Raw genomic sequence first — 18,642 nt, 5'->3', positions numbered from 1 at the left:
AGCTATAATCGCGCATATTTTACTAATAAAGAGTTATAACTTATCTTTATTATACGGAACAAAATTTAAGGAAGTTTTATGAGTAACAAGTACGAACCATCAAAAGTAGAAGACAAGTTTTATAAGATTTGTGAAGACAGAGGTTACTTCGAAATTGATGGAAACAAAGATATACAAGAAGAAGGGAAGAACTTCTCTATTATGATGCCACCACCAAATGTAACGGGAAGTTTACATATTGGTCATGCACTTACATTTACATTACAAGATATTATTACTAGATATAAAAGAATGGACGGGTTCAAAACTTTATGGCAACCTGGAACTGACCATGCTGGTATTGCTACTCAAAATGTTGTTGAAAAACAACTTTTAGCTGAGGGTACTACAAAAGAAGAGATTGGAAGAGAAAAGTTTTTAGAGAGAGCTTGGCTTCAAAAAGAGACTTCAGGTGGAAATATCGTACACCAAATGAGAAAGCTTGGTGTTACTCCTGCTTGGAAAAGAGAAAGATTTACAATGGATGAAGGTCTTAAAGAGGCCGTAAAAGAAGCTTTTGTATCTTTATATAATGATGGATTTATCACTCAAAATAACTATATGGTAAACTGGTGTACTCATGATGGTGCGTTATCAGATATTGAAGTTGAGCATGAAGAGGTAAATGGTAAATTCTATCATATGATTTATAAGTTTGCTGATGGTTCAGGCGAGCTTCAAGTAGCAACTACAAGACCTGAAACATACTTTGGGGATACAGCTATTATGGTTCATCCTGATGATGAAAGATATACTAATATCGTTGGAAAAGAAGTATTATTACCATTAACTGATAGAAAAATTAAAGTTATTACAGACTCTCATGTTGATATGGAATTTGGAACAGGTGTTGTAAAAGTAACTCCTGCACATGACCAAAATGACTACGAAGTAGGTAAAAGACACGATTTAGAGTTTATCAAAGTATTTGATGAAGCTGGTATTTTAAATGAATACTGTGGAGAGTTTGCAGGGTTAGAGAGACTTGAAGCTAGACAACCAATTGTTGATAAGTTACAAGCTGAAGGATATATTGTAAAAATTGATGAGCACGTTCATCAAGTAGGTCACTGTTACAGATGTAAAAATATTGTTGAGCCATTTATTTCTCAACAATGGTTCTTAAGTGAAGAAGTTGCTAAATCTTCAATTGAAAAAACAAAAGCACACAACAACTTCCACCCACAACACTGGATTAACTCATATACTGCATGGATGGATGAGTTAAGACCTTGGTGTATTTCAAGACAGTTATGGTGGGGACATAGAATTCCTGTATTTACTTGTGATTCTTGTAATCACCAATGGGCTGATAAAGCAGATGAGCCAGAAGCTTGTCCTAAGTGTGGTGAGAAACACTATACACAAGACCCAGATGTATTAGATACTTGGTTCTCTTCTGCTTTATGGGCAATGTCACCATTAGGTTGGGGAAATAATGGTAAATTACCAGAATTATATGATTTAGAGCAAGATATGAAAGATTTCTATCCAAACTCTTTATTAATTACTGGTTTTGATATTATGTTCTTCTGGGTTGCTAGAATGATGATGATGGGTGATCACTTCCAAGGTGAACTGCCATTTAAAGATATTTATATGCATGCTCTTGTAAGAGATGAGCATGGAGCTAAGATGTCTAAATCAAAAGGTAATGTAATTGACCCACTTGATATGGTTGAGGAACACTCTGCTGATATTATTAGATTTACACTTGCTTACCTTGCAGTTCAAGGAAGAGATATTAAACTTGGTGCTAAAAACTTAGAGCAATTTAGAAACTTTACAAACAAGTTATATAATGCAGCTAATTTCTTAACATTAAATGTTGATACTTTTGCTGATTTAAAAGATATTGAAATTCAAACAGCACTTGGTAAGTATATGCAATCAAGACTTAGCACTGCAGTTGAAGATGTAAGAGAGGCACTAGAAGCATTTAAATTTAATGAAGCTGCTTCAATTTTATATAAATTTGTGTGGACTGAATTCTGTGATTGGGGTATTGAGTACTCAAAAGCTTCAAAAGAGTCTATTTCTGAATTAGGTGCAATTTTCAAAGAGACTTTAAAATTAGTTTCTCCATTTATGCCATTTATTTCTGATTATTTATATCACAAGTTATCAGGTAGTTCTTTAGAAGAGGGTGCTGATTCACTTATGGTTACTTCTTTCCCTAAAGATATTGCAAAAGATGAGCAAACAGAAGCTATGTTTGAAATAATTGAAGAAGCAATTACTGCTTTAAGAAGAGCAAAAGTAATCATTGACATGGGTAACTCTAAAATTGCTAAAGCATATATTAAATTAGATAAAGAGATTGATACACAATTAGCAAAACCATTTATTCAAAAACTTGCAAAAGTTGAAGATATTGAGTTTGTTGATGCAAAAGTAGAAAACTCAATTACAGATGTATCTGATAATTTAGAAGTATATTTACCAACAAGTGAGATTGATATGTCTCCAATTATTGATAAATTAACTAAACAAAAAGAGAAAACTCAAAAAGAATTTGATAAACTAAACGGAATGTTATCAAATGAAAGATTTGTAGCAAATGCTCCTGAGGCAGTTGTTGCAGAGAATAAAAAAGCATTAGAAGATGCAAGAGTAAAATTAGAAAAAATTGAAAATGAATTAAAAGCTATTTCTTAATAGCTTTTAATAAAAAAGGCTTGAAAATGAAATTTAAAACAGGTATCAAAGTTTGGTTATTAACACTATTTATTTTTCTTTTTCAAGGCTGCGCAGTAAACCAATCAACACTTTCAAGTGCTATTCAAACAAACTCAGCTACATTAGTAGCAAACTATAGAAATGAGATTTTAAAAGATCTAAAAGAGTATAAAAAAAGATTAGATTTAAGAAATCCTTATTCTTATAATGAAAAGCTTTCAAAAAATATTTATGCTCAAATCGATGCAAAAGATGATTATATAAACATTATTCAAGATGGATATAAACTTGAAACAGCAAATGAGTATTTGTATTATGCTTTCACTCAAAATGATATTGAAAATAGAAATGATTTTTTAATTTTAGGACTTTATAAATTAATATATAAAGCTTTTGGATTAGAGAATAAACATCAATTTATTGCTAGTCAATATAATCAAAAGTATATGCAAGAACTTTATACTTATCTTCAAGTTATTAGATGGAAAGTTAGAACAAATAAAGATTTTAACTCTAAATATTTATTTAATACATGGCAAAATAATTGGCAACTAGAGCTTATGAATAAAAACAGTAAAGATTTAAATGTTATAAATAACCTTGAATATATCAAAAATAATAAAGAGACAATTTATGACCATTCAAACTTTTCATTTGAGATTTTAATGGAAAGAATACTTTTAAATGTTAGATATTCATTAAGACAAGTTGATGTTGAACCATATGAATTAAGTATTTCAGCTATTAAAAGTTTTGCATTTATAATCTAAAATTATAAAACTAGAAGTTCATTTATTATAAAATATAATAATAAAATATTTTAGAAGTAACACAATGAACTACAAAAAAGATACTTACAAATTTATATCTGTATTTTCAAGTTTTTTAGTAATTGCTATTGTTTTAGCAAGTATTTACATCATCAAAAAAGAGAATACCTTAACCAATGAAATGTATGAGTCCTTAGTTGAAGATATTAAAAAAAGTACAAACACTCTAATAAATAATAAAAAAAATGCAAACATGGCTATTTCTATACCTTTAGTTCGTGACTCAAGTATTTTAACTGCAATAAAAACAAATGATTTCAACTCTTTAAAATTAGATGAACTATCTCTTAAGTTAAGAGAAAATACAAATTATAAGAATTTATGGATTAGTTTATATGATAAAAATGGAAATACTTTGTATAGGTCTTGGCTAAAAGAACAAGATAGCTTTCCTGTTTTAAAAAAAGATTTTGATAAAGATAATTTCTTAGAAAAAAAGTATATAGAAGTTTATGAGTTTGGACTAGGTTTTAAAGCTTTAGTTCCGATTGTAAATAATGACAAAATCATAGCTTATTTAGAAGCAATCACAAAATTCAATTCTATTTCAAAAAGTATTTTGTCCCATGGTTTTAGTGCAATTATAATAGCAGATAAAAAATACACTGACAAAATAAAATATCCTTTTTCAAAAAAGTTTATAGGCTCTTATTATGTTGCTAATTTAGATGCTTCAAATGATATTTTAAATATTTTAAATGAAGAGAAAATAGATGAACTAGTACAAATAGGCAACTACTCAATTTTTGAGAACTATCTATTTACTAGATTAAAAATAGAGAATGATTTAGGCTATATTCTATTATTCAAAGATTTAAATAGCATAGATACTAAATCAATAAGTGATTTTAAAACACAAGCTTTCATACTAACTATATTTTTAGTTATTGTTCTTATTTTTATAATAATTGTTTACTCATATAGAAACTATATGAAAAACATGAATAAATTAAATAAAAACCTAATCAGAAGTGTACGAAAGTTAAAAACTCAAAAGAATAAAACTCAGCTTCTTTTAGATTCACAATTAAATATTATTGTTATAACTGATGGTGAAGAGATTATAAATTCGAATAAACAGTTATTAAACTTTTTTCCAGAGTTTAAAACGCTTAAAGAGTTTAAAGATAAGTATACTTGTGTTTGTACTCAGTTTGTTCCTTTTGAAGATGATGAATCATATGTATTGGAAAAAGATTATGATGGCTTAAATTGGGCAGAATATGTTCTTGCTAATCCAAACTCTTCTTTTAAAGCTGCGATGTATGATTGTAATAAAGATTTAAGACATTTTAAATTAAATGTATCTCAAAACAATGTAGATAGTTTTATAATTGTAACTTTAACTGATATTACTTATGAAATAAGATTACAAGAAGAATCAAAACAAAAAGATAAACTAATATTCCAACAAAATAAAATGGCTTCAATTGCTGAGATGTTACATAATATCGCTCATCAATGGAGACAACCTTTAAATGTCATAACTACAGCAGCAAGTTCAATGCAGCTTTATAAACAGCTTGGAACTCTAAATGATAAAGAGCTTAATAGCTCATGCTCTTTGATAGTGGATAAAGCTAAGTTTTTATCAAATACAATAGAGAACTTTAGAAACTTTTTTGAAACAGATGAAGCAATACAAAACAAACTTTTATCTCAAGTAGTTATTGAAACGTTAGATTATATAGATTCTATGTTAAAACAAAATAGCATAAGTCTTGAAGTTGATATTCAAAAAGACTTTAGAGTTAATATTTTTGAAAATGAGTTTAAACAAGCTTTATTAAAAGTATTAGAAAACTCTATAGAATCCCTAAAAAAATTATCTGTAGATGAAAAAAGAGTTATTTATGTAAGTATAAAAGATGAAACTTTATCTATTAAAGATTCTGGTAAAGGTGTTGATGAGACTATTCTTGAAAAGATTTTTGAACCTTACTTTACTACTAAACATAAAGCTCAAGGAGTAGGGCTTGGCTTATATATAGTTCAAGAGATTTTAACTAAACAAATGAATTTTAAAATAAGTCTAAAAAATACAGAATTTAAATATCAAAATTCAAACTTAAAAGGTTTAGAGTTTTTAATAGATTTTAAACAAGAGAATTAACTCTTGTTTTTTCTTAACCTATGAGTGATTGTATAAAGTACTGGAAGATAAATAAGATTTAAAATCGTTCCCCATGCTAATCCAAATCCTAATGCAATTGCAATTGGTTGGAAAATAACTGCTTGTCCTGTTGGGAAGAATATTAATGAACTCATACCTATTATTGTAGTAACAGTCGTAATAATAATAGGTCTAAATCTTTTCGTAGCTCTTACAAAAATCTCATCTAATGTTTTTGCTTTTTTAAGATAAGTCATCATAATAATACCATCGTTTATAACAACTCCAGCAAGTCCTAAAGCTCCAATCATAGAAGGCATTGATAGATTTAGTCCCATGATTTTATGACCTATTAAAACTCCTAGAATTGAGAAAGGAATAATACTCATTACAATAAATGTTTCTCTAAATGAATTAAATAAATAAAGCATTGAAAGCATGATTAAAACAAGTGCTAAGGCTGTTGCTAAAAGCATATCATTTTTTAAATCTTTTTTCTTTTCTGCTTCACCTTTTAGAATAATTCTTATCCCATTTTCTTCTATTTTTTTCAGTTTAGAATCGATTCTTTCTAAAACTTCAGATGCTGTAATAATATCAGGGTCAACATTTGCATAAATATAGAAGTTCTTTTCTCCATTATCTTTGATTAGTTGTTCAAAGGCTCTTAAAGTATTGATTTCTACTACTTCATGCAGTAATACAAATTTTCCATTGCTTAGTGGAATTTGTGAGTTTTTAAAGCTTTCAAAATCATCTTTATTTTGTGATTTGATTTTTATATCTAACATCTCTTTTTCATCAAAAGAAACACCTTTCTTTTTTAATAAATAAAGATTTGAAAGGTATGAACCTATAAATGATTCAGTAATACCTAAAGATTCACCATAGCTATTTACTTTTAGTTTTATCTCATCAATACCAAACTTTAAAGAGTTTGAAACAGACTTTATACCTTCAAATGATGAAATCTCATTGTGTAAAGACTCAATAGCAGTAATTACTTTTTGATTATTATTTGATACTAAACCTATTTTTATATCTGATTTAACAGGTCCTACTTTTCTTTCTAATACAGAAATTTCTTCTAATTGATACTTCTCTTTGAAGTTCTTTTTTTCTATAAATTTTTTGATTTTTGCTGCTATTTGTTTTGATTTTAGAGTTCTTTCTCTACCTTCTTCATCATAATAAAAACTAAGGTTTGGTGTAACATATTTATCTAAAATATTTGAAGGTTTAAGTTTTTTAAGCTCAATAGTCATATACATAACATAAGGAAAGTTTTCACTATTTCCTCCAACATCTCTTCTAAATCCAGCAACAGAGTCTATACTTTTAATAAAGAATTGTTCTTCTTTTTCCATAAACTCTTTTTCAATCTCTTGTACAATTCTAAATGATTCTTCAAGTGTAGTATTTGCATTTGCTTTAAATGTAAGTTTTACATCAGAAGCATCAAACTTAGGAAATAATTGAAACTTTGAAGTTGAAAATTCATAAAAAGTTAAAAGTGGAACCATAATAATAAATATAGTTAAAAATGTCTTTTTCCAGTTCATAAAGAAATGAATAATTGAATTGTAAACTCTATTTGCTTTTTCCCAAGATGTAACTTTTGATCCATTTTTTAAAGCATGGGCTGCATGAATAGGTAGAAAGATAAATGATTCGATTAGTGAAGCTACAACTAATGCACTTAAAGCAATAGGAATTAGCTTCATTACTTCACCCATTGTTCCACTAATCATCAAAATTGGTAAAAATGAGAATAGAGTTGTTAAAGATGCAATTGTAACAGGTTTAACCATTTCACTTGCACCCATAATTGCTGCTTGTTTAGGTGGATGTCCTTCTTCAATATGTTGTTGAATATTTTCACTTACAACAATGGCATCATCAACAACAATACCAATTGCAATTAAAACACCAACAAGTGAAATCATGTTTATTGTATAACCACTAAAATACATATAAATAGCAGCAATTACAAATGATGTTGGAATACCAATTGCAATAATAAATGACATTCTAAAGTTGATTAAAATCATTACAAGAAGAGTGATTAGCATAATTCCTAAAAGAATATTTGATACAACAATATTAAGTCTGTCTGCAATTCTTTCACTATTATCATCAGCAATTGTAATATTAATATCTGGATTCTGCTCTTCAAGTTTAGGAAGTAGCTTTTTTATCTGTTTTACAATAGTCAAAGCATCTGCTGTTTCTGTTTGTTCTATTGCCAAAGATAAAGCATTTTTTCCATTAAATGAATATAGAGTAGAAGAGTCTTCATATTTTTTTGCAATAGTTGCAATATCTTTTACATAAACATTTTTATCACCAATTCTTATCATAGTGTTGGCAAAATCTATTGCATTTTTAGCTCCATTATTTGTGGAGATATAATAGTGTTTTTTAGGGTCTTCTATCTTACCCACAGGGAAAATATATGATAGGGTTGAAATTGCACTAAAAATCTCATTTTTATTTAAACCTAAAGCTTCGATTTTTTTGTCATTTAAAAGAACTTCAAAATATTTATCAGAATCACCATAAATTGTAATATCATTAATACCTTGAATACCTATAATTTTACTCTTTAAAGTATCAGCAAGAGGCTTTAATTCATCTGTAGTATATTTTGATGAAGTTAGTGAAATATCAACTACAGATCTACTTCTGTCAAGTACATTTACACTTGGTTCATCCATATCTGAAGGCAAATTTGATTTTACTAGGGTAATTGTATCTTTTATCTTATTTGCTTCATTGTATTTATCTTTACCTTTTTTAAGTTCTAAGATAATTGAAAAACGACCAGGAGAAATAACAGTTGTCATATTATCGACACTATCTATATTTTTTAGATTGTCTTCAATCTCAGCAACTGCCATCCTATCAAGAATATCAACAGAAGCACCTGTGTATGAGCCTCTAATTGAAATCATATCTAATTCAAAACTTGGGAAAATCTCTTTTGCTGTTTTATTATAAGACCAAATTCCTACAGCAAAAACTAAAATAAAAAGTGTATAGTTAACTCTTGAGTTATTTACAAAAAATTTAAGTAGTTTGTCAAACATATATAACCTTTTTTATGATAAAAAAGGAATTATAATACAGGTTTATTAATCTATTATTAACATATCTAAAAATGCAAGTAGATTATTATCTACTTGCTCCATATAAGTTGAATTTTTTAATAATTTTTAGGTCATCATCTTCTTTAACATTTTCAGCAAATACTTTAATATTTAAAAGTGATGATAGCTCTGCAATTGCCTCAACAAAGCTTTGTTTTGATACATCATTGCAGATGTTGTTTGTATAGTCTCTAGCAAGTCTTATGTAGTCTAAATTAAAGTCTTTGATATTATCTAAAGCAATAAACTTAGTTTCAAATCTTTTAATAATTATTTTTGCATTACATTTATGTATTTCATCAGCAAAGAATTTAAATTTATTTACATCTTTTGCAGCAGCATAAGCTGTAATTGAAAATACTAATTGACTAGCAATAGTTTTATTACTTGCAAGTGTTTTTTCAATCCAAGCAATAAATGCAGTATTATTAATCGATTCAAGTGATAAGTTGATTGAGATTTCATGTTTTATATTGTTCATTATGATATGATTGATTACTTTTTCAATTACTTTCATATCAAACTGCATAATTTTTTCATATCTCTCAGCAATAGAAACAAATGTTCCAATTGGAATGTCATTATTGTCTTTATCTTTTGCACTTGTAAAGGCTTCTTGCATTAAAATTTCATCATCTTTAGAGTTTAGCTTTTTAGCATCAGAGATATATTTTACATTGAATTTAGAGTTTTCAATAATATCAAATACTAAATCTCTCCAAGACTCCATATCTCTTGATAAGTCATTTTTATCTCTAATATGAGCTTCATTTGAACCAATAATTGTAGCTTTTTCATAAGCTTCCATAGCTGCTTGAAGCATTTCAGGTGTAGTTCCAATTTGATTAAAAGGTGTTGCACCTATGTGAACAATATCTTTTTTATTGTATTCATGTGAAAGTTTCTCAAAATTCTCTTTTAGTTTTTTTGTAAATAAAACTGCATCATCATAAGTGAAGTTTTTACCTATCATCGCAAATTCAGAACCAAAGAATCTATAAGCTTTTGAACTACAATTTTCATCTTCTAGTTTTGTTGTTTTTAAAACTTTAGCAAATTTTTTGATGAAGTCATTTACTTCTTTGTTTGTATGAGATTTTGCAAAACTTCCTAAATCAAAGATTTTGATGATAAATACATATCCATCATCTTTATGAATAAACATGTTTTTCATATCTGTCTCAAAACTCTGTTTTAACTCTAAAGAAGTTATTTCATCTTTCGATAGTTTTTTAGTAATAGATTCAAGGTTTTTATTTAATTTATTTATAATTGCTTCAATTTTTGTAGACATGTCATTCATTGCAATGGCAACATTTTTTATCTCAGTTGTCCAAGGTAATTCTTTAATTGTATCAAATTTACCAACAGCAATATTATTAGCAAGTTTCTCAATCTTTTTAAGTGGTTTTAACAGATATTGAACAAAAACAAAAAGGATGAACATAGAGATTACAAAAGCAGCAATGGCATAAATTATTGCACCTTTAAACTGCTCATATAGCTTAGCATATGCTTCACCTGCATTTGCACTTACATAAATAATAGCAGTAGTTTTCCAGCCATCAGAAATCTCACTATATTTTTCTTCTAGGTTAATAGGAATTAAATTTATAAACCAAGTAGGTACATAATCAAACTTCTCTTTTCTTTGAACCTGAGTGATGATTTTATTTATTTGTAAAGTTGCAAATGTATCAACAGATTGTCCTTTGTCATTTGTAACTGTAAAATCAAATGTTATGTTCCCGCCATTTTTATATTTTGAAGAAGGTATAAAAGAGTACTTTTTCTCTTCCATTGCAAAACCTAAATCTTCATCATTATTACCATTTTCTAACTCATGTAATTCTTTTGAGATTTCCAAGTCAGATGAACTTTGTTCAAGTTTTCCAAACTCTTCATCTAAAGTAATAGTTTTGATTTTCCAATCAGTAGAATCTAAATCAGCACTTGCTTCAATAAGTTCTGTTTCATTTATAGAAAATGAAGCATCTTCAAGTCTTATTTCTTTATAAAACCCTCTATTTGCTATTGCATTGATTATTGATCTAATTTCAGCACTATTTTTATCATGAATTAGAGGTTTTAAAGTCATCCCTAATGAAGTTGCTGTATCTTGTGCTTTAGTAATAGATTCTGATTCCAAATAAGCTTTTGTATTGTTTACACTTATTATAAAGTTACCAAAAAATATCATAAAGAAGATAAAGGCAATTATTATATACAACTGTTTTGATAAAGACATGTTCTTTCCTTTTTTAAATTCTACTCATTAAGCTTTTCCAAGCTTTCAGATTATTTTTTCCCATCTTAATAGATCCTTTGTTTTTTGCTTGCCATAGTCCACTTGCATTAAAACTATATACTGGTTTTAAATCATTTCTTTTTGAGGCAAGTTTTAATTTTTTATCAATGTTATCTAATACAATAGGAGTTGCATCTGGTTTATGATAGTAAGTTAAAACCATATGTGCTTGGTCATATTTGCTATTTCTTTTTTGATAAATTACATATGTAATTCTAAGCTTTTCTTCTGGAACCCCAAGCTTTCTTAAACTAAAATATTTAGCAATTGCAAAGTCTTCACAATCTCCTGCACCCGTACCCATAAACTCAAAAGGCGTTGCCCAATAGTCTTTTTTTCTCCAGTGTGCTGGGTCAGTTTTATATCTTATTTTATTAAAAAAATCATTTACATTTTTAAGTTTGTAAAGGATTTTTTCATTTTGATTTTCTTGAAGCATTTTATCCCAAAGTTCAACTCTTTTATAAGCACGATTTCCATACTTCTCTTTTACTTTATTGATTTCAGAGTTTGTAATAAATTGAGTTTGGGTTGCAGTTAGATTTATAATAAGTAAAAAGAAGAGAGAAATGAAACTATAAAGTAGAACTTTTTTCAAACCTCACTCCTTTTTATTTTAATTTTATAGTATAAATGTTTAAAGAGTTATTTTAAAAGAGCTTTTATTGATTCTTCATCAATTTTTTCATCACTATATTTAATAGCAATAATTCTTTCTGTATTGTTTAAGTACCACTCATCAATACCTTCATGCTCTAAATTATCTTTTTTATCTAAATTATACTCATCCATTGATAAGTATACAAATTTTTTCTTAATAGGATTTGGCATAGTAATAATTAAAACAGCCCATAATGCACAAACAACAGCAATAGCAATTACAATTGAAGTTAATGAAGCATTTTCAAAGAACATACCACCTAATAATCCACCTAAGAATGTACCTAAGTATCCAAATGAATTGAAAATACCTAAAACTAAACCTCTTTGATGAACTTTTGCAAATTTAGTTGCTAATGATTGCATAATTGGTTCGTGCATGTTAAATCCAATAAAGAATAAAACTACACCAATAATAAATATTACACTTGAACCACTAAGTCCAATTACTAAATATGAAATACCAAATAAAGCAATACCAATGATAAGAATCTCTTTAAATTTACCTTTTTTCTCAGCTAAAATAGCAGCAGGTGCCATTGCTAAAAATCCAAAAATCATAGCTGGTAAATACACTTGCCATAAGTCAGACATTTGCCATTCATATGATTTGATTAATACCATTGGAATAATCATAAAAGCAAAAGTCATTAAACCTTTTTGTAAAAAGTTTGTAATATTCATTTTTACTAAATTTGCATTTAATAAAACAGAACTAAGTTTTGTTTTTCCGTTATAAGTATGAGTAATACTTGGTGGGTTTGGAACCATTTTTAATAAAACAAAAATAGAACCTAATGCTAAAATCATAGTAATATAAAATAAAGATTCAACACCTAAAGCAGCACCAATTGTTGGACCTGCTAACATTGAAACTGCAAAAGAAATACCAATAAACATACCCATTGTAGCCATTGCTTTTGGTCTTTGCTCTTCTTTTACTAGGTCACTAATCATAGCAGTAACTACTGCTCCAATAGCACCAGCACCTTGTAAAAATCTTCCTAACATTAAACTGTAAATATCAGATGAAAGCGCACAAATTAATGAACCTATTGCAAAAAGAATAAGACCCATAATAATAGTGCCTTTTCTTCCTAATTTGTCACTTATTATTCCAAATGGAACTTGAAATAGCATTTGTGTTAGTGCATACCCACCAACAACGATACCTACAAGTGTAGTAGTTGCTCCTTCTAAATTTATAGCGTATACAGATATTACTGGTAAAACTAAAAATAGCCCTAAGAATCTTAGGGCTATAATTAAACTAAGTGGTAAAACCGATTTAATCATTTGTAATCCTAAACATAATATAATTTCTTGTGATTATATATAATTAATACTTAATAGTTTGTTCAAAGGAAAAGTAGTGAAAATAGTTTTAGCTTCAGGTAATAAAGGAAAAATCAAAGAGATTGGTAAGTTGATGCCAAATGATGAAGTAATCGCTTTTAAAGATATTTTAGGTGATATTGAGATTGTAGAAGACAAAGATACTTTTAAAGGTAATGCAATAAAAAAAGCAAAAGTGATTTATGATGAGCTTGAAAAGAAAGGTTTTAAAAATCATATAGTAATTTCTGATGATTCAGGACTTACAGTTCCAGCTTTAAATAATGAACCTGGAATTTATTCTGCAAGATATGCTGGTGAAAATGCTAGTGACAAAGAGAATAATGCTAAATTAATTTCTAGTTTAAAAGAAAAAGGTATTAAAAAAACTCCTGCATATTATACAGCGTGTATAGCAATTGTTTATCAAGGTAGAGTTGAAACTGTTCATGGATGGATGCATGGGGAAGTAATTGATGAAGAGATTGGAACAGAAGGTTTTGGGTATGATCCATTATTTATTCCAAAAGGTTTTGATACAACTTTAGGTGAACTGCCACATGAAGTTAAAAAAGAGTTTTCTCATAGAAGCAAGGCTTTAAAACTTGCTAAAAAAGTTTTAGATGTGATTATCTAATTAGTGATTAAAAACTTTTCATATATAGATATGTCATAATATTTTGACTTTACATATATTTGTATAAAAAAGTTTTTACTCTCTTCTTTTTTTATAAAAGCTTCAATTTCAAAAGAATCATTTTGGATATTTAAATGTTCAATTTCTTCTAAATCTTTTAGACTATAAATATACTCCTTTAAAAACTCTTTGTGATTTTTTGCTTGAATATACAGGTATTGATTGATTTCATTTTCATTTTTCAATGCTTTAGTTGTAGCAATTTTTATACTAAGATAAGAAAATAGGGTGATTAATATCACACTTAATAGAAGTACATATGATTTTTTCATATTTTAAATACCCATTCTATTAAGACTTCATCTTGGAAGTTTAGTTTTATATAAATAAACATATCTTTCTTTTTCATTGAAAAGTTAGTAACATTTTCTAAAAGTATTGAGTCTTTATAAAAAAGAGTTTTGTTTTCATACTTTATGTGATTATAAAAATCTGCTTTTTTTTCTAAAAAAGCTTTTGTTGCTAATAAGTCGATTTTTGAAATCTCTTGTTTTTCTATGATTTCATTGTTGTGGTAAAGCTCTTTTATGAAAACTAAACTATACACAATAACAATTGATGATATTAAAGTAACTAGTATTAATTCTAGTAGTGAGAAACTAGATTTCATATTTGTAGAGTTTGATTGTTTCATCTTCGTACTCATATTTTTTTATATTTAAATCTATTTCTTTGCTGTTATTAACTTTGATTTTTATAGTTTCGAAAGATTTATTTAAATTTTTATAATTTTTTGTTGTGAAAATATTTTCTAAATTATTTAACTTTTGATAGTTATCATTTTTGAAGTCGTAATAAGTAAGGTTTGAAAACCCACTTATTACAAATAAAAGTAAGCTAATGCTTATTAATGTTTCTAAAATAGTAAAACTATTTTTTCCCAAGTTCACAAGCTTTTTCATATGCTTTATTTACAGCTTTTATCATAGAGTCTCTAACGGCTCCTTCTTCTAGTTCGGCAACACCAGCAGCTGTTGTTCCACCTGGTGACATTACAGAGTCTTTGATAATTGCAGGGTGGTTTGATTTTAAAAGTTTAGCTGTACCTTCCATTAGGCCTTGAACTAACTCATAACAAGTATGTCTTTCAAGACCAGCTTTAACTCCTCCATCTGCTAAAGCTTCTGCAACAAGTGCTAAATAAGCAGGTCCAGAACCAGCAATAGCAGTTGCAATATCTAATTGATTTTCAGTATTTACCCAAATAGCTTTTCCAATTGATGAGAAGATTTCAATAGCAGTAGTTTTAGCTTCATTATCTCCTGTTATTGTTGTAGTTGAGTGTTGTACCGATGCTGCTACATTTGGCATAGTTCTAATATAATGATTAGCTTCAATTTGTTTTTTTAATGTATCAAGTGTAGTTCCAGCTAAAATAGAAAATAGCATATTTGCCTTTCCTTCAAGCCTTGCAGATACACTATGAAGTGCATATGGTTTTACACAAAAAAGGATATTTTTACCTGTAATATTTTCTTGATCTTCTAAAACTTTGATAGTAATTCCAGGAATTTTATTTTGAATAGCTTTTAGCTTAGATTCATCTCTTCCTATTATTTCTACTTCATGATTTTTAATAAGTCCCTTAGCTAGGGATTGAGCCATAACTCCATTACCTATTAAAGTTAGTTTCATTTTAATACCTTTTTAATTATTTTTATTATTATAGCAGATAATTCCTAAGCTAGTATTAGATAAAATATCAACTTTACAAGAAAGGATTTTATATGGTAACTAGCTTTAAACTAAAAAGTTTATTATTTGCAACAAGTTTAATTTTTATTTTTACAGCTTGTTCTTCAAAAAACGAAACAAGCACAGAGTATAATAAACCAGCACTATATTGGTACAACAAAATGGTAACTCAGATTTCAAGGGGAGATACTGACTTAGCTGATGATACTTATACTTCTTTGGAGAGTGAGCATAGAAATTCACCTTTAATTCCTACTGCAATGCTAATTTTAGTAAATGCACATATAGATGAAGAAGAGTATGCATTAGCAAACTTTTATTTAGATGAATATATTAAAAGGTTTGCATTAAGTAAAAATATTGATTATGCAAGATACTTAAAAATTAAAGCTAACTTCTTAGGTTTCACATACCAAATGAGAGATCAAAAACTAATTGAAGATACATTAGAAGATATTAAAGAGTACAAAGTAAAGTATAGTTCATCACCATATATGCCACTTGTTGACACTATGAATGCAAGATTATATATGGCAAAAGCACTTTTAGATGAAGAGATTGCTAATCTTTACAAGAAAAAAGGAAAAGATAAAGCAGCTGAAATTTACTCAAATAGAGTAAAAGAGTCTTGGATTGAACCAAAAGAAATAGAACCTGTAGAAGTACCATTTTATAGATCAATTTTTGAATAATATAAGGATTTAGGAGTAAATACATGGAATTAGATAATTATGATGAATTTCCGCAAAGACTGCCACTGATAATTGAAGATGAGATTTTTTTATACCCTTTTATGATTGCTCCACTTTTCTTAAATAGTGATGAGAATATAAGTGCAGTAGAACAAGCAATTGAAGAGAATAAATTAGTTATTGTAGCTGTTTCAAAGCATGGTAAAGAAGGAAAAAGAGCAGAAGATTCTTTTTATGATGTTGGTGTAATTGGTAACATTATGAGAAAAGTTGCTTTACCTGATGGAAAAATAAAAGTACTTTTCCAAGGTTTAGCAAAAGGTAAAATTACAGATTTTGATGCTTCAAATCCTATTAGATGTGAAGTAAATATCTTAGAAAACCAAGAGTTTAATGAAGAAAGTGTTAAATCAGAAATCTCTGTTTTAATAGATCATGTGAAAAAACTTTCAAGATTAAACTCTAAGTTTCCAGCTGATTTAATCAAAACTATTGAAGAGAATGATGATGCTACAAGAATTGCAGATTTAATATCTTCTGTTTTAAAAGTAAAAAAAGATGATGCTTATAAACTTTTTTCTCAAACTGATGTAGAACAAAGATTACTTGATATTATTGAAGTTATTAAAAAAGAGATTGAGTCGTTTAAAATTCAAAAAGAAATTACTCAAAAAGTAAACTCTAAAATAGAGAAAACTCATAAAGATTACTTCTTAAAAGAGCAAATTAAAGCTATTCAAAAAGAGCTTGGAACTGATAATAAAAAAGATGAAGAGATTAAGTCATACAAAAAAAGACTTAAGAAAATCAAACCTTTTATGCCTAAAGATGGATATAAAGAGACTAAAAAGCAGATTGATAAGTTAAGTAGAATGCACCAAGACTCTCCTGATGCATCACTTTTACAAACTTATATTGAGCAAGTATTAGATATTCCATTTGGACAATATTCTGATGAAAAGATTTCAGTTGATAATGTTGAAAAACAGTTAAATAAAGATCACTACTCTTTAGAAAAACCAAAAGAGAGAATCTTAGAGTATTTTGCAGTTAAGCAACTTTTAGAGCAAAGAAAAGTTGAAGACTTAAAGTCTAAAGGTACTGTATTATGTTTTGTAGGACCTCCAGGTGTTGGTAAAACTTCACTTGCAAACTCTATTTCTCAAGCACTTCAAAGACCACTTGTAAGAGTTGCTTTAGGTGGAATGGAAGATGTAAATGAGTTAAGAGGACACAGAAGAACATATGTTGGAGCAATGCCAGGTAGACTAGTAAAAGGATTAATTGATGCAAAGAAAATGAATCCTGTAATGGTTTTAGATGAAATTGATAAGCTTGGTGCTAATCACAGAGGTGACCCAACAGCTGTAATGCTAGAAGTTTTAGACCCTGAGCAAAACCATGAGTTTAGAGATTTATATTTAAACTTTGCAATTGATTTATCTCAGATTATTTTTGTATCAACAGCAAATGACGCTAGAAGAATTCCTGCTGCATTAAGAGATAGAATGGAGTTTATTGAAATCTCTTCTTATACTCCGAATGAAAAATATCATATTGCAAAAGATTATCTAATTCCACAAGAGTTAGGAAAACATGGATTAAATAAGAGTGAAATCTCTTTATCTAAACCAACAATTGAAGCAATTATTTCTAAATACACAAGAGAAGCAGGGGTTAGAAATCTAAGAAGAGTATTCTCTAAGTTATTTAGAAAAGCTGCTAAAAAGATTTTAAGTGATGAGAAAACTACAAAAGTATCAATCTCTACTAAAAACTTAAAGTCATATTTAGATAATCCTATTTTTGAAATAGACCCAGCTGATAAGAAAAATGCAGTTGGTATTGCAAATGGATTAGCATGGACAGCTGTGGGTGGAGATGTATTAAAAACTGAAGCTATTAAGTTAAAAGGGAAAGGTATTTTATCTGTAACTGGTAACTTAGGTGAAGTTATGAAAGAGTCTTCAAGAATTTCATACTCTGTTGTAAAGGTTCTTATTGATAATGGAATCTTAAAAATTGAAGATGAGATTATTCCTAAAACTTTTAAAGAGAAAGAAGAAAATTTAAAAGTTGATCCTAGTGAAGTTTACAAAAGATATGACATTCACTTACATATTCCAGAAGGAGCAACTCCAAAAGATGGTCCAAGTGCTGGTATTACAATGGCATTAACTATTGCTTCTATTTTAAGTAATAGAGAGATTAAATCTGATGTTGCAATGACTGGTGAACTTACACTTTCTGGTAAAGTTTTACCAATTGGTGGATTAAAAGAGAAACTTATTGCTGCTTATAAAGCTAAGATGACTAAAGCTTTAATTCCTAAAAAGAATTATGAAAGAGATTTAGATGATATCCCTGCTGAGGTTAAAAATGCAATGGAAATTAAAGCTGTTAATACTATTGAAGATGTATTAAAAGAGGCTTTAATATAGAGTT

General features: G+C 28.1%; 14 protein-coding genes. 6 read left to right on the top strand and 8 right to left on the bottom strand.

Features of this window, described 5'->3' with window-relative positions; genetic code table 11:
* Nucleotides 1-78 precede the first annotated feature (78 nt).
* The 3 genes from ACH5BF_RS08785 to ACH5BF_RS08775 all read left to right on the top strand — a co-directional run bounded on the left by ACH5BF_RS08785 (nt 79) and on the right by ACH5BF_RS08775 (nt 5,661).
* Nucleotides 79-2,697 (top strand): valine--tRNA ligase, encoded by a 2,619-nt coding sequence (locus ACH5BF_RS08785; RefSeq protein ID WP_423273835.1) that lies wholly within the window; start codon nt 79-81, stop codon nt 2,695-2,697.
* A gap of 26 nt (nt 2,698-2,723) precedes the next feature.
* Nucleotides 2,724-3,488, top strand: a complete 765-nt coding sequence (locus ACH5BF_RS08780) for a hypothetical protein (protein ID WP_423273834.1) — start codon at nt 2,724-2,726, stop codon at nt 3,486-3,488.
* A 64-nt stretch (nt 3,489-3,552) separates the two neighbouring features.
* Complete coding sequence (locus ACH5BF_RS08775; RefSeq protein ID WP_423273833.1) at nt 3,553-5,661, top strand: ATP-binding protein; 2,109 nt, start codon at nt 3,553-3,555, stop codon at nt 5,659-5,661.
* Here ACH5BF_RS08775 and ACH5BF_RS08770 read toward each other — a convergent pair.
* The 4 genes from ACH5BF_RS08770 to ACH5BF_RS08755 form a co-directional block, all read right to left on the bottom strand.
* Nucleotides 5,658-8,750 carry an efflux RND transporter permease subunit gene (locus ACH5BF_RS08770; protein WP_423273832.1) on the bottom strand — a complete coding sequence of 1,031 codons (3,093 nt, stop codon included), beginning with the start codon at nt 8,748-8,750 and terminating at the stop codon, nt 5,658-5,660. The genes ACH5BF_RS08775 and ACH5BF_RS08770 overlap by 4 nt on opposite strands.
* An 85-nt stretch (nt 8,751-8,835) precedes the next feature.
* Nucleotides 8,836-11,058, bottom strand: a complete 2,223-nt coding sequence (locus tag ACH5BF_RS08765; RefSeq protein WP_423273831.1) for a bifunctional diguanylate cyclase/phosphodiesterase — start codon at nt 11,056-11,058, stop codon at nt 8,836-8,838.
* Nucleotides 11,059-11,071: 13 nt separating this feature from the next.
* On the bottom strand, nt 11,072-11,716 hold the full coding sequence (locus ACH5BF_RS08760) for a transglutaminase-like cysteine peptidase (RefSeq protein ID WP_423273830.1): 645 nt from the start codon (nt 11,714-11,716) through the stop codon (nt 11,072-11,074).
* Nucleotides 11,717-11,763: 47 nt separating this feature from the next.
* Complete coding sequence (locus ACH5BF_RS08755; protein ID WP_423273829.1) at nt 11,764-13,074, bottom strand: MFS transporter; 1,311 nt, start codon at nt 13,072-13,074, stop codon at nt 11,764-11,766.
* Nucleotides 13,075-13,150: 76 nt separating this feature from the next.
* Here ACH5BF_RS08755 and rdgB point away from each other — a divergent pair, with 76 nt between their 5' ends.
* Nucleotides 13,151-13,750, top strand: coding sequence for an RdgB/HAM1 family non-canonical purine NTP pyrophosphatase (gene rdgB, locus ACH5BF_RS08750; protein ID WP_423273828.1), 600 nt, complete (start codon nt 13,151-13,153; stop codon nt 13,748-13,750).
* Here rdgB and ACH5BF_RS08745 read toward each other — a convergent pair.
* Genes ACH5BF_RS08745 through ACH5BF_RS08730 form a run of 4 tightly spaced genes read right to left on the bottom strand, consistent with a single transcriptional unit; the run spans nt 13,747 to nt 15,445 of the window.
* Nucleotides 13,747-14,082 carry a hypothetical protein gene (locus ACH5BF_RS08745; RefSeq protein ID WP_423273827.1) on the bottom strand — a complete coding sequence of 112 codons (336 nt, stop codon included), beginning with the start codon at nt 14,080-14,082 and terminating at the stop codon, nt 13,747-13,749. The genes rdgB and ACH5BF_RS08745 overlap by 4 nt on opposite strands.
* Nucleotides 14,079-14,444 (bottom strand): hypothetical protein, encoded by a 366-nt coding sequence (locus ACH5BF_RS08740; RefSeq protein WP_423273826.1) that lies wholly within the window; start codon nt 14,442-14,444, stop codon nt 14,079-14,081. The genes ACH5BF_RS08745 and ACH5BF_RS08740 overlap by 4 nt, the downstream gene beginning before the upstream one ends.
* A complete protein-coding gene (locus ACH5BF_RS08735; protein WP_423273825.1) occupies nt 14,410-14,694 on the bottom strand; it encodes a hypothetical protein in 285 nt (94 codons plus the stop codon). Before ACH5BF_RS08735 ends, ACH5BF_RS08740 begins: the two co-directional genes overlap by 35 nt.
* Nucleotides 14,681-15,445, bottom strand: a complete 765-nt coding sequence (locus ACH5BF_RS08730; protein WP_423273824.1) for a pyrroline-5-carboxylate reductase — start codon at nt 15,443-15,445, stop codon at nt 14,681-14,683. Before ACH5BF_RS08730 ends, ACH5BF_RS08735 begins: the two co-directional genes overlap by 14 nt.
* Before the next feature lie 92 nt (nt 15,446-15,537).
* Here ACH5BF_RS08730 and ACH5BF_RS08725 point away from each other — a divergent pair, with 92 nt between their 5' ends.
* Both ACH5BF_RS08725 and lon read left to right on the top strand, forming a co-directional pair.
* On the top strand, nt 15,538-16,197 hold the full coding sequence (locus tag ACH5BF_RS08725; RefSeq protein WP_423273823.1) for an outer membrane protein assembly factor BamD: 660 nt from the start codon (nt 15,538-15,540) through the stop codon (nt 16,195-16,197).
* 23 nt (nt 16,198-16,220) lie between these two features.
* The gene (gene lon, locus ACH5BF_RS08720; RefSeq protein ID WP_423273822.1) at nt 16,221-18,638 is read left to right on the top strand and encodes an endopeptidase La; all 2,418 of its coding nucleotides are present in this window, start codon (nt 16,221-16,223) and stop codon (nt 18,636-18,638) included.
* The last annotated feature ends 4 nt before the right edge of the window (nt 18,639-18,642 follow it).

Source organism: Arcobacter pernae (assembly GCF_049472135.1).
Lineage (GTDB): Bacteria > Campylobacterota > Campylobacteria > Campylobacterales > Arcobacteraceae > Arcobacter_B.
The sequence above is the reverse complement of the archived record's forward strand: the minus strand, read 5'-3'. Positions and strand labels throughout refer to the sequence as shown.

What these genes read in the sequence shown, in the direction of transcription:
- ACH5BF_RS08775 (WP_423273833.1), top strand. Translation starts at nt 3,553, where the DNA reads ATGAACTACAAAAAAGATACTTACAAATTTATATCTGTATTTTCAAGT.
- ACH5BF_RS08770 (WP_423273832.1), bottom strand. Translation starts at nt 8,750, where the DNA reads ATGTTTGACAAACTACTTAAATTTTTTGTAAATAACTCAAGAGTTAAC.
- ACH5BF_RS08730 (WP_423273824.1), bottom strand. Translation starts at nt 15,445, where the DNA reads ATGAAACTAACTTTAATAGGTAATGGAGTTATGGCTCAATCCCTAGCT.
- ACH5BF_RS08755 (WP_423273829.1), bottom strand. Translation starts at nt 13,074, where the DNA reads ATGATTAAATCGGTTTTACCACTTAGTTTAATTATAGCCCTAAGATTC.
- ACH5BF_RS08725 (WP_423273823.1), top strand. Translation starts at nt 15,538, where the DNA reads ATGGTAACTAGCTTTAAACTAAAAAGTTTATTATTTGCAACAAGTTTA.
- ACH5BF_RS08765 (WP_423273831.1), bottom strand. Translation starts at nt 11,058, where the DNA reads ATGTCTTTATCAAAACAGTTGTATATAATAATTGCCTTTATCTTCTTT.
- lon (WP_423273822.1), top strand. Translation starts at nt 16,221, where the DNA reads ATGGAATTAGATAATTATGATGAATTTCCGCAAAGACTGCCACTGATA.
- ACH5BF_RS08780 (WP_423273834.1), top strand. Translation starts at nt 2,724, where the DNA reads ATGAAATTTAAAACAGGTATCAAAGTTTGGTTATTAACACTATTTATT.
- ACH5BF_RS08785 (WP_423273835.1), top strand. Translation starts at nt 79, where the DNA reads ATGAGTAACAAGTACGAACCATCAAAAGTAGAAGACAAGTTTTATAAG.
- ACH5BF_RS08745 (WP_423273827.1), bottom strand. Translation starts at nt 14,082, where the DNA reads ATGAAAAAATCATATGTACTTCTATTAAGTGTGATATTAATCACCCTA.
- ACH5BF_RS08740 (WP_423273826.1), bottom strand. Translation starts at nt 14,444, where the DNA reads ATGAAACAATCAAACTCTACAAATATGAAATCTAGTTTCTCACTACTA.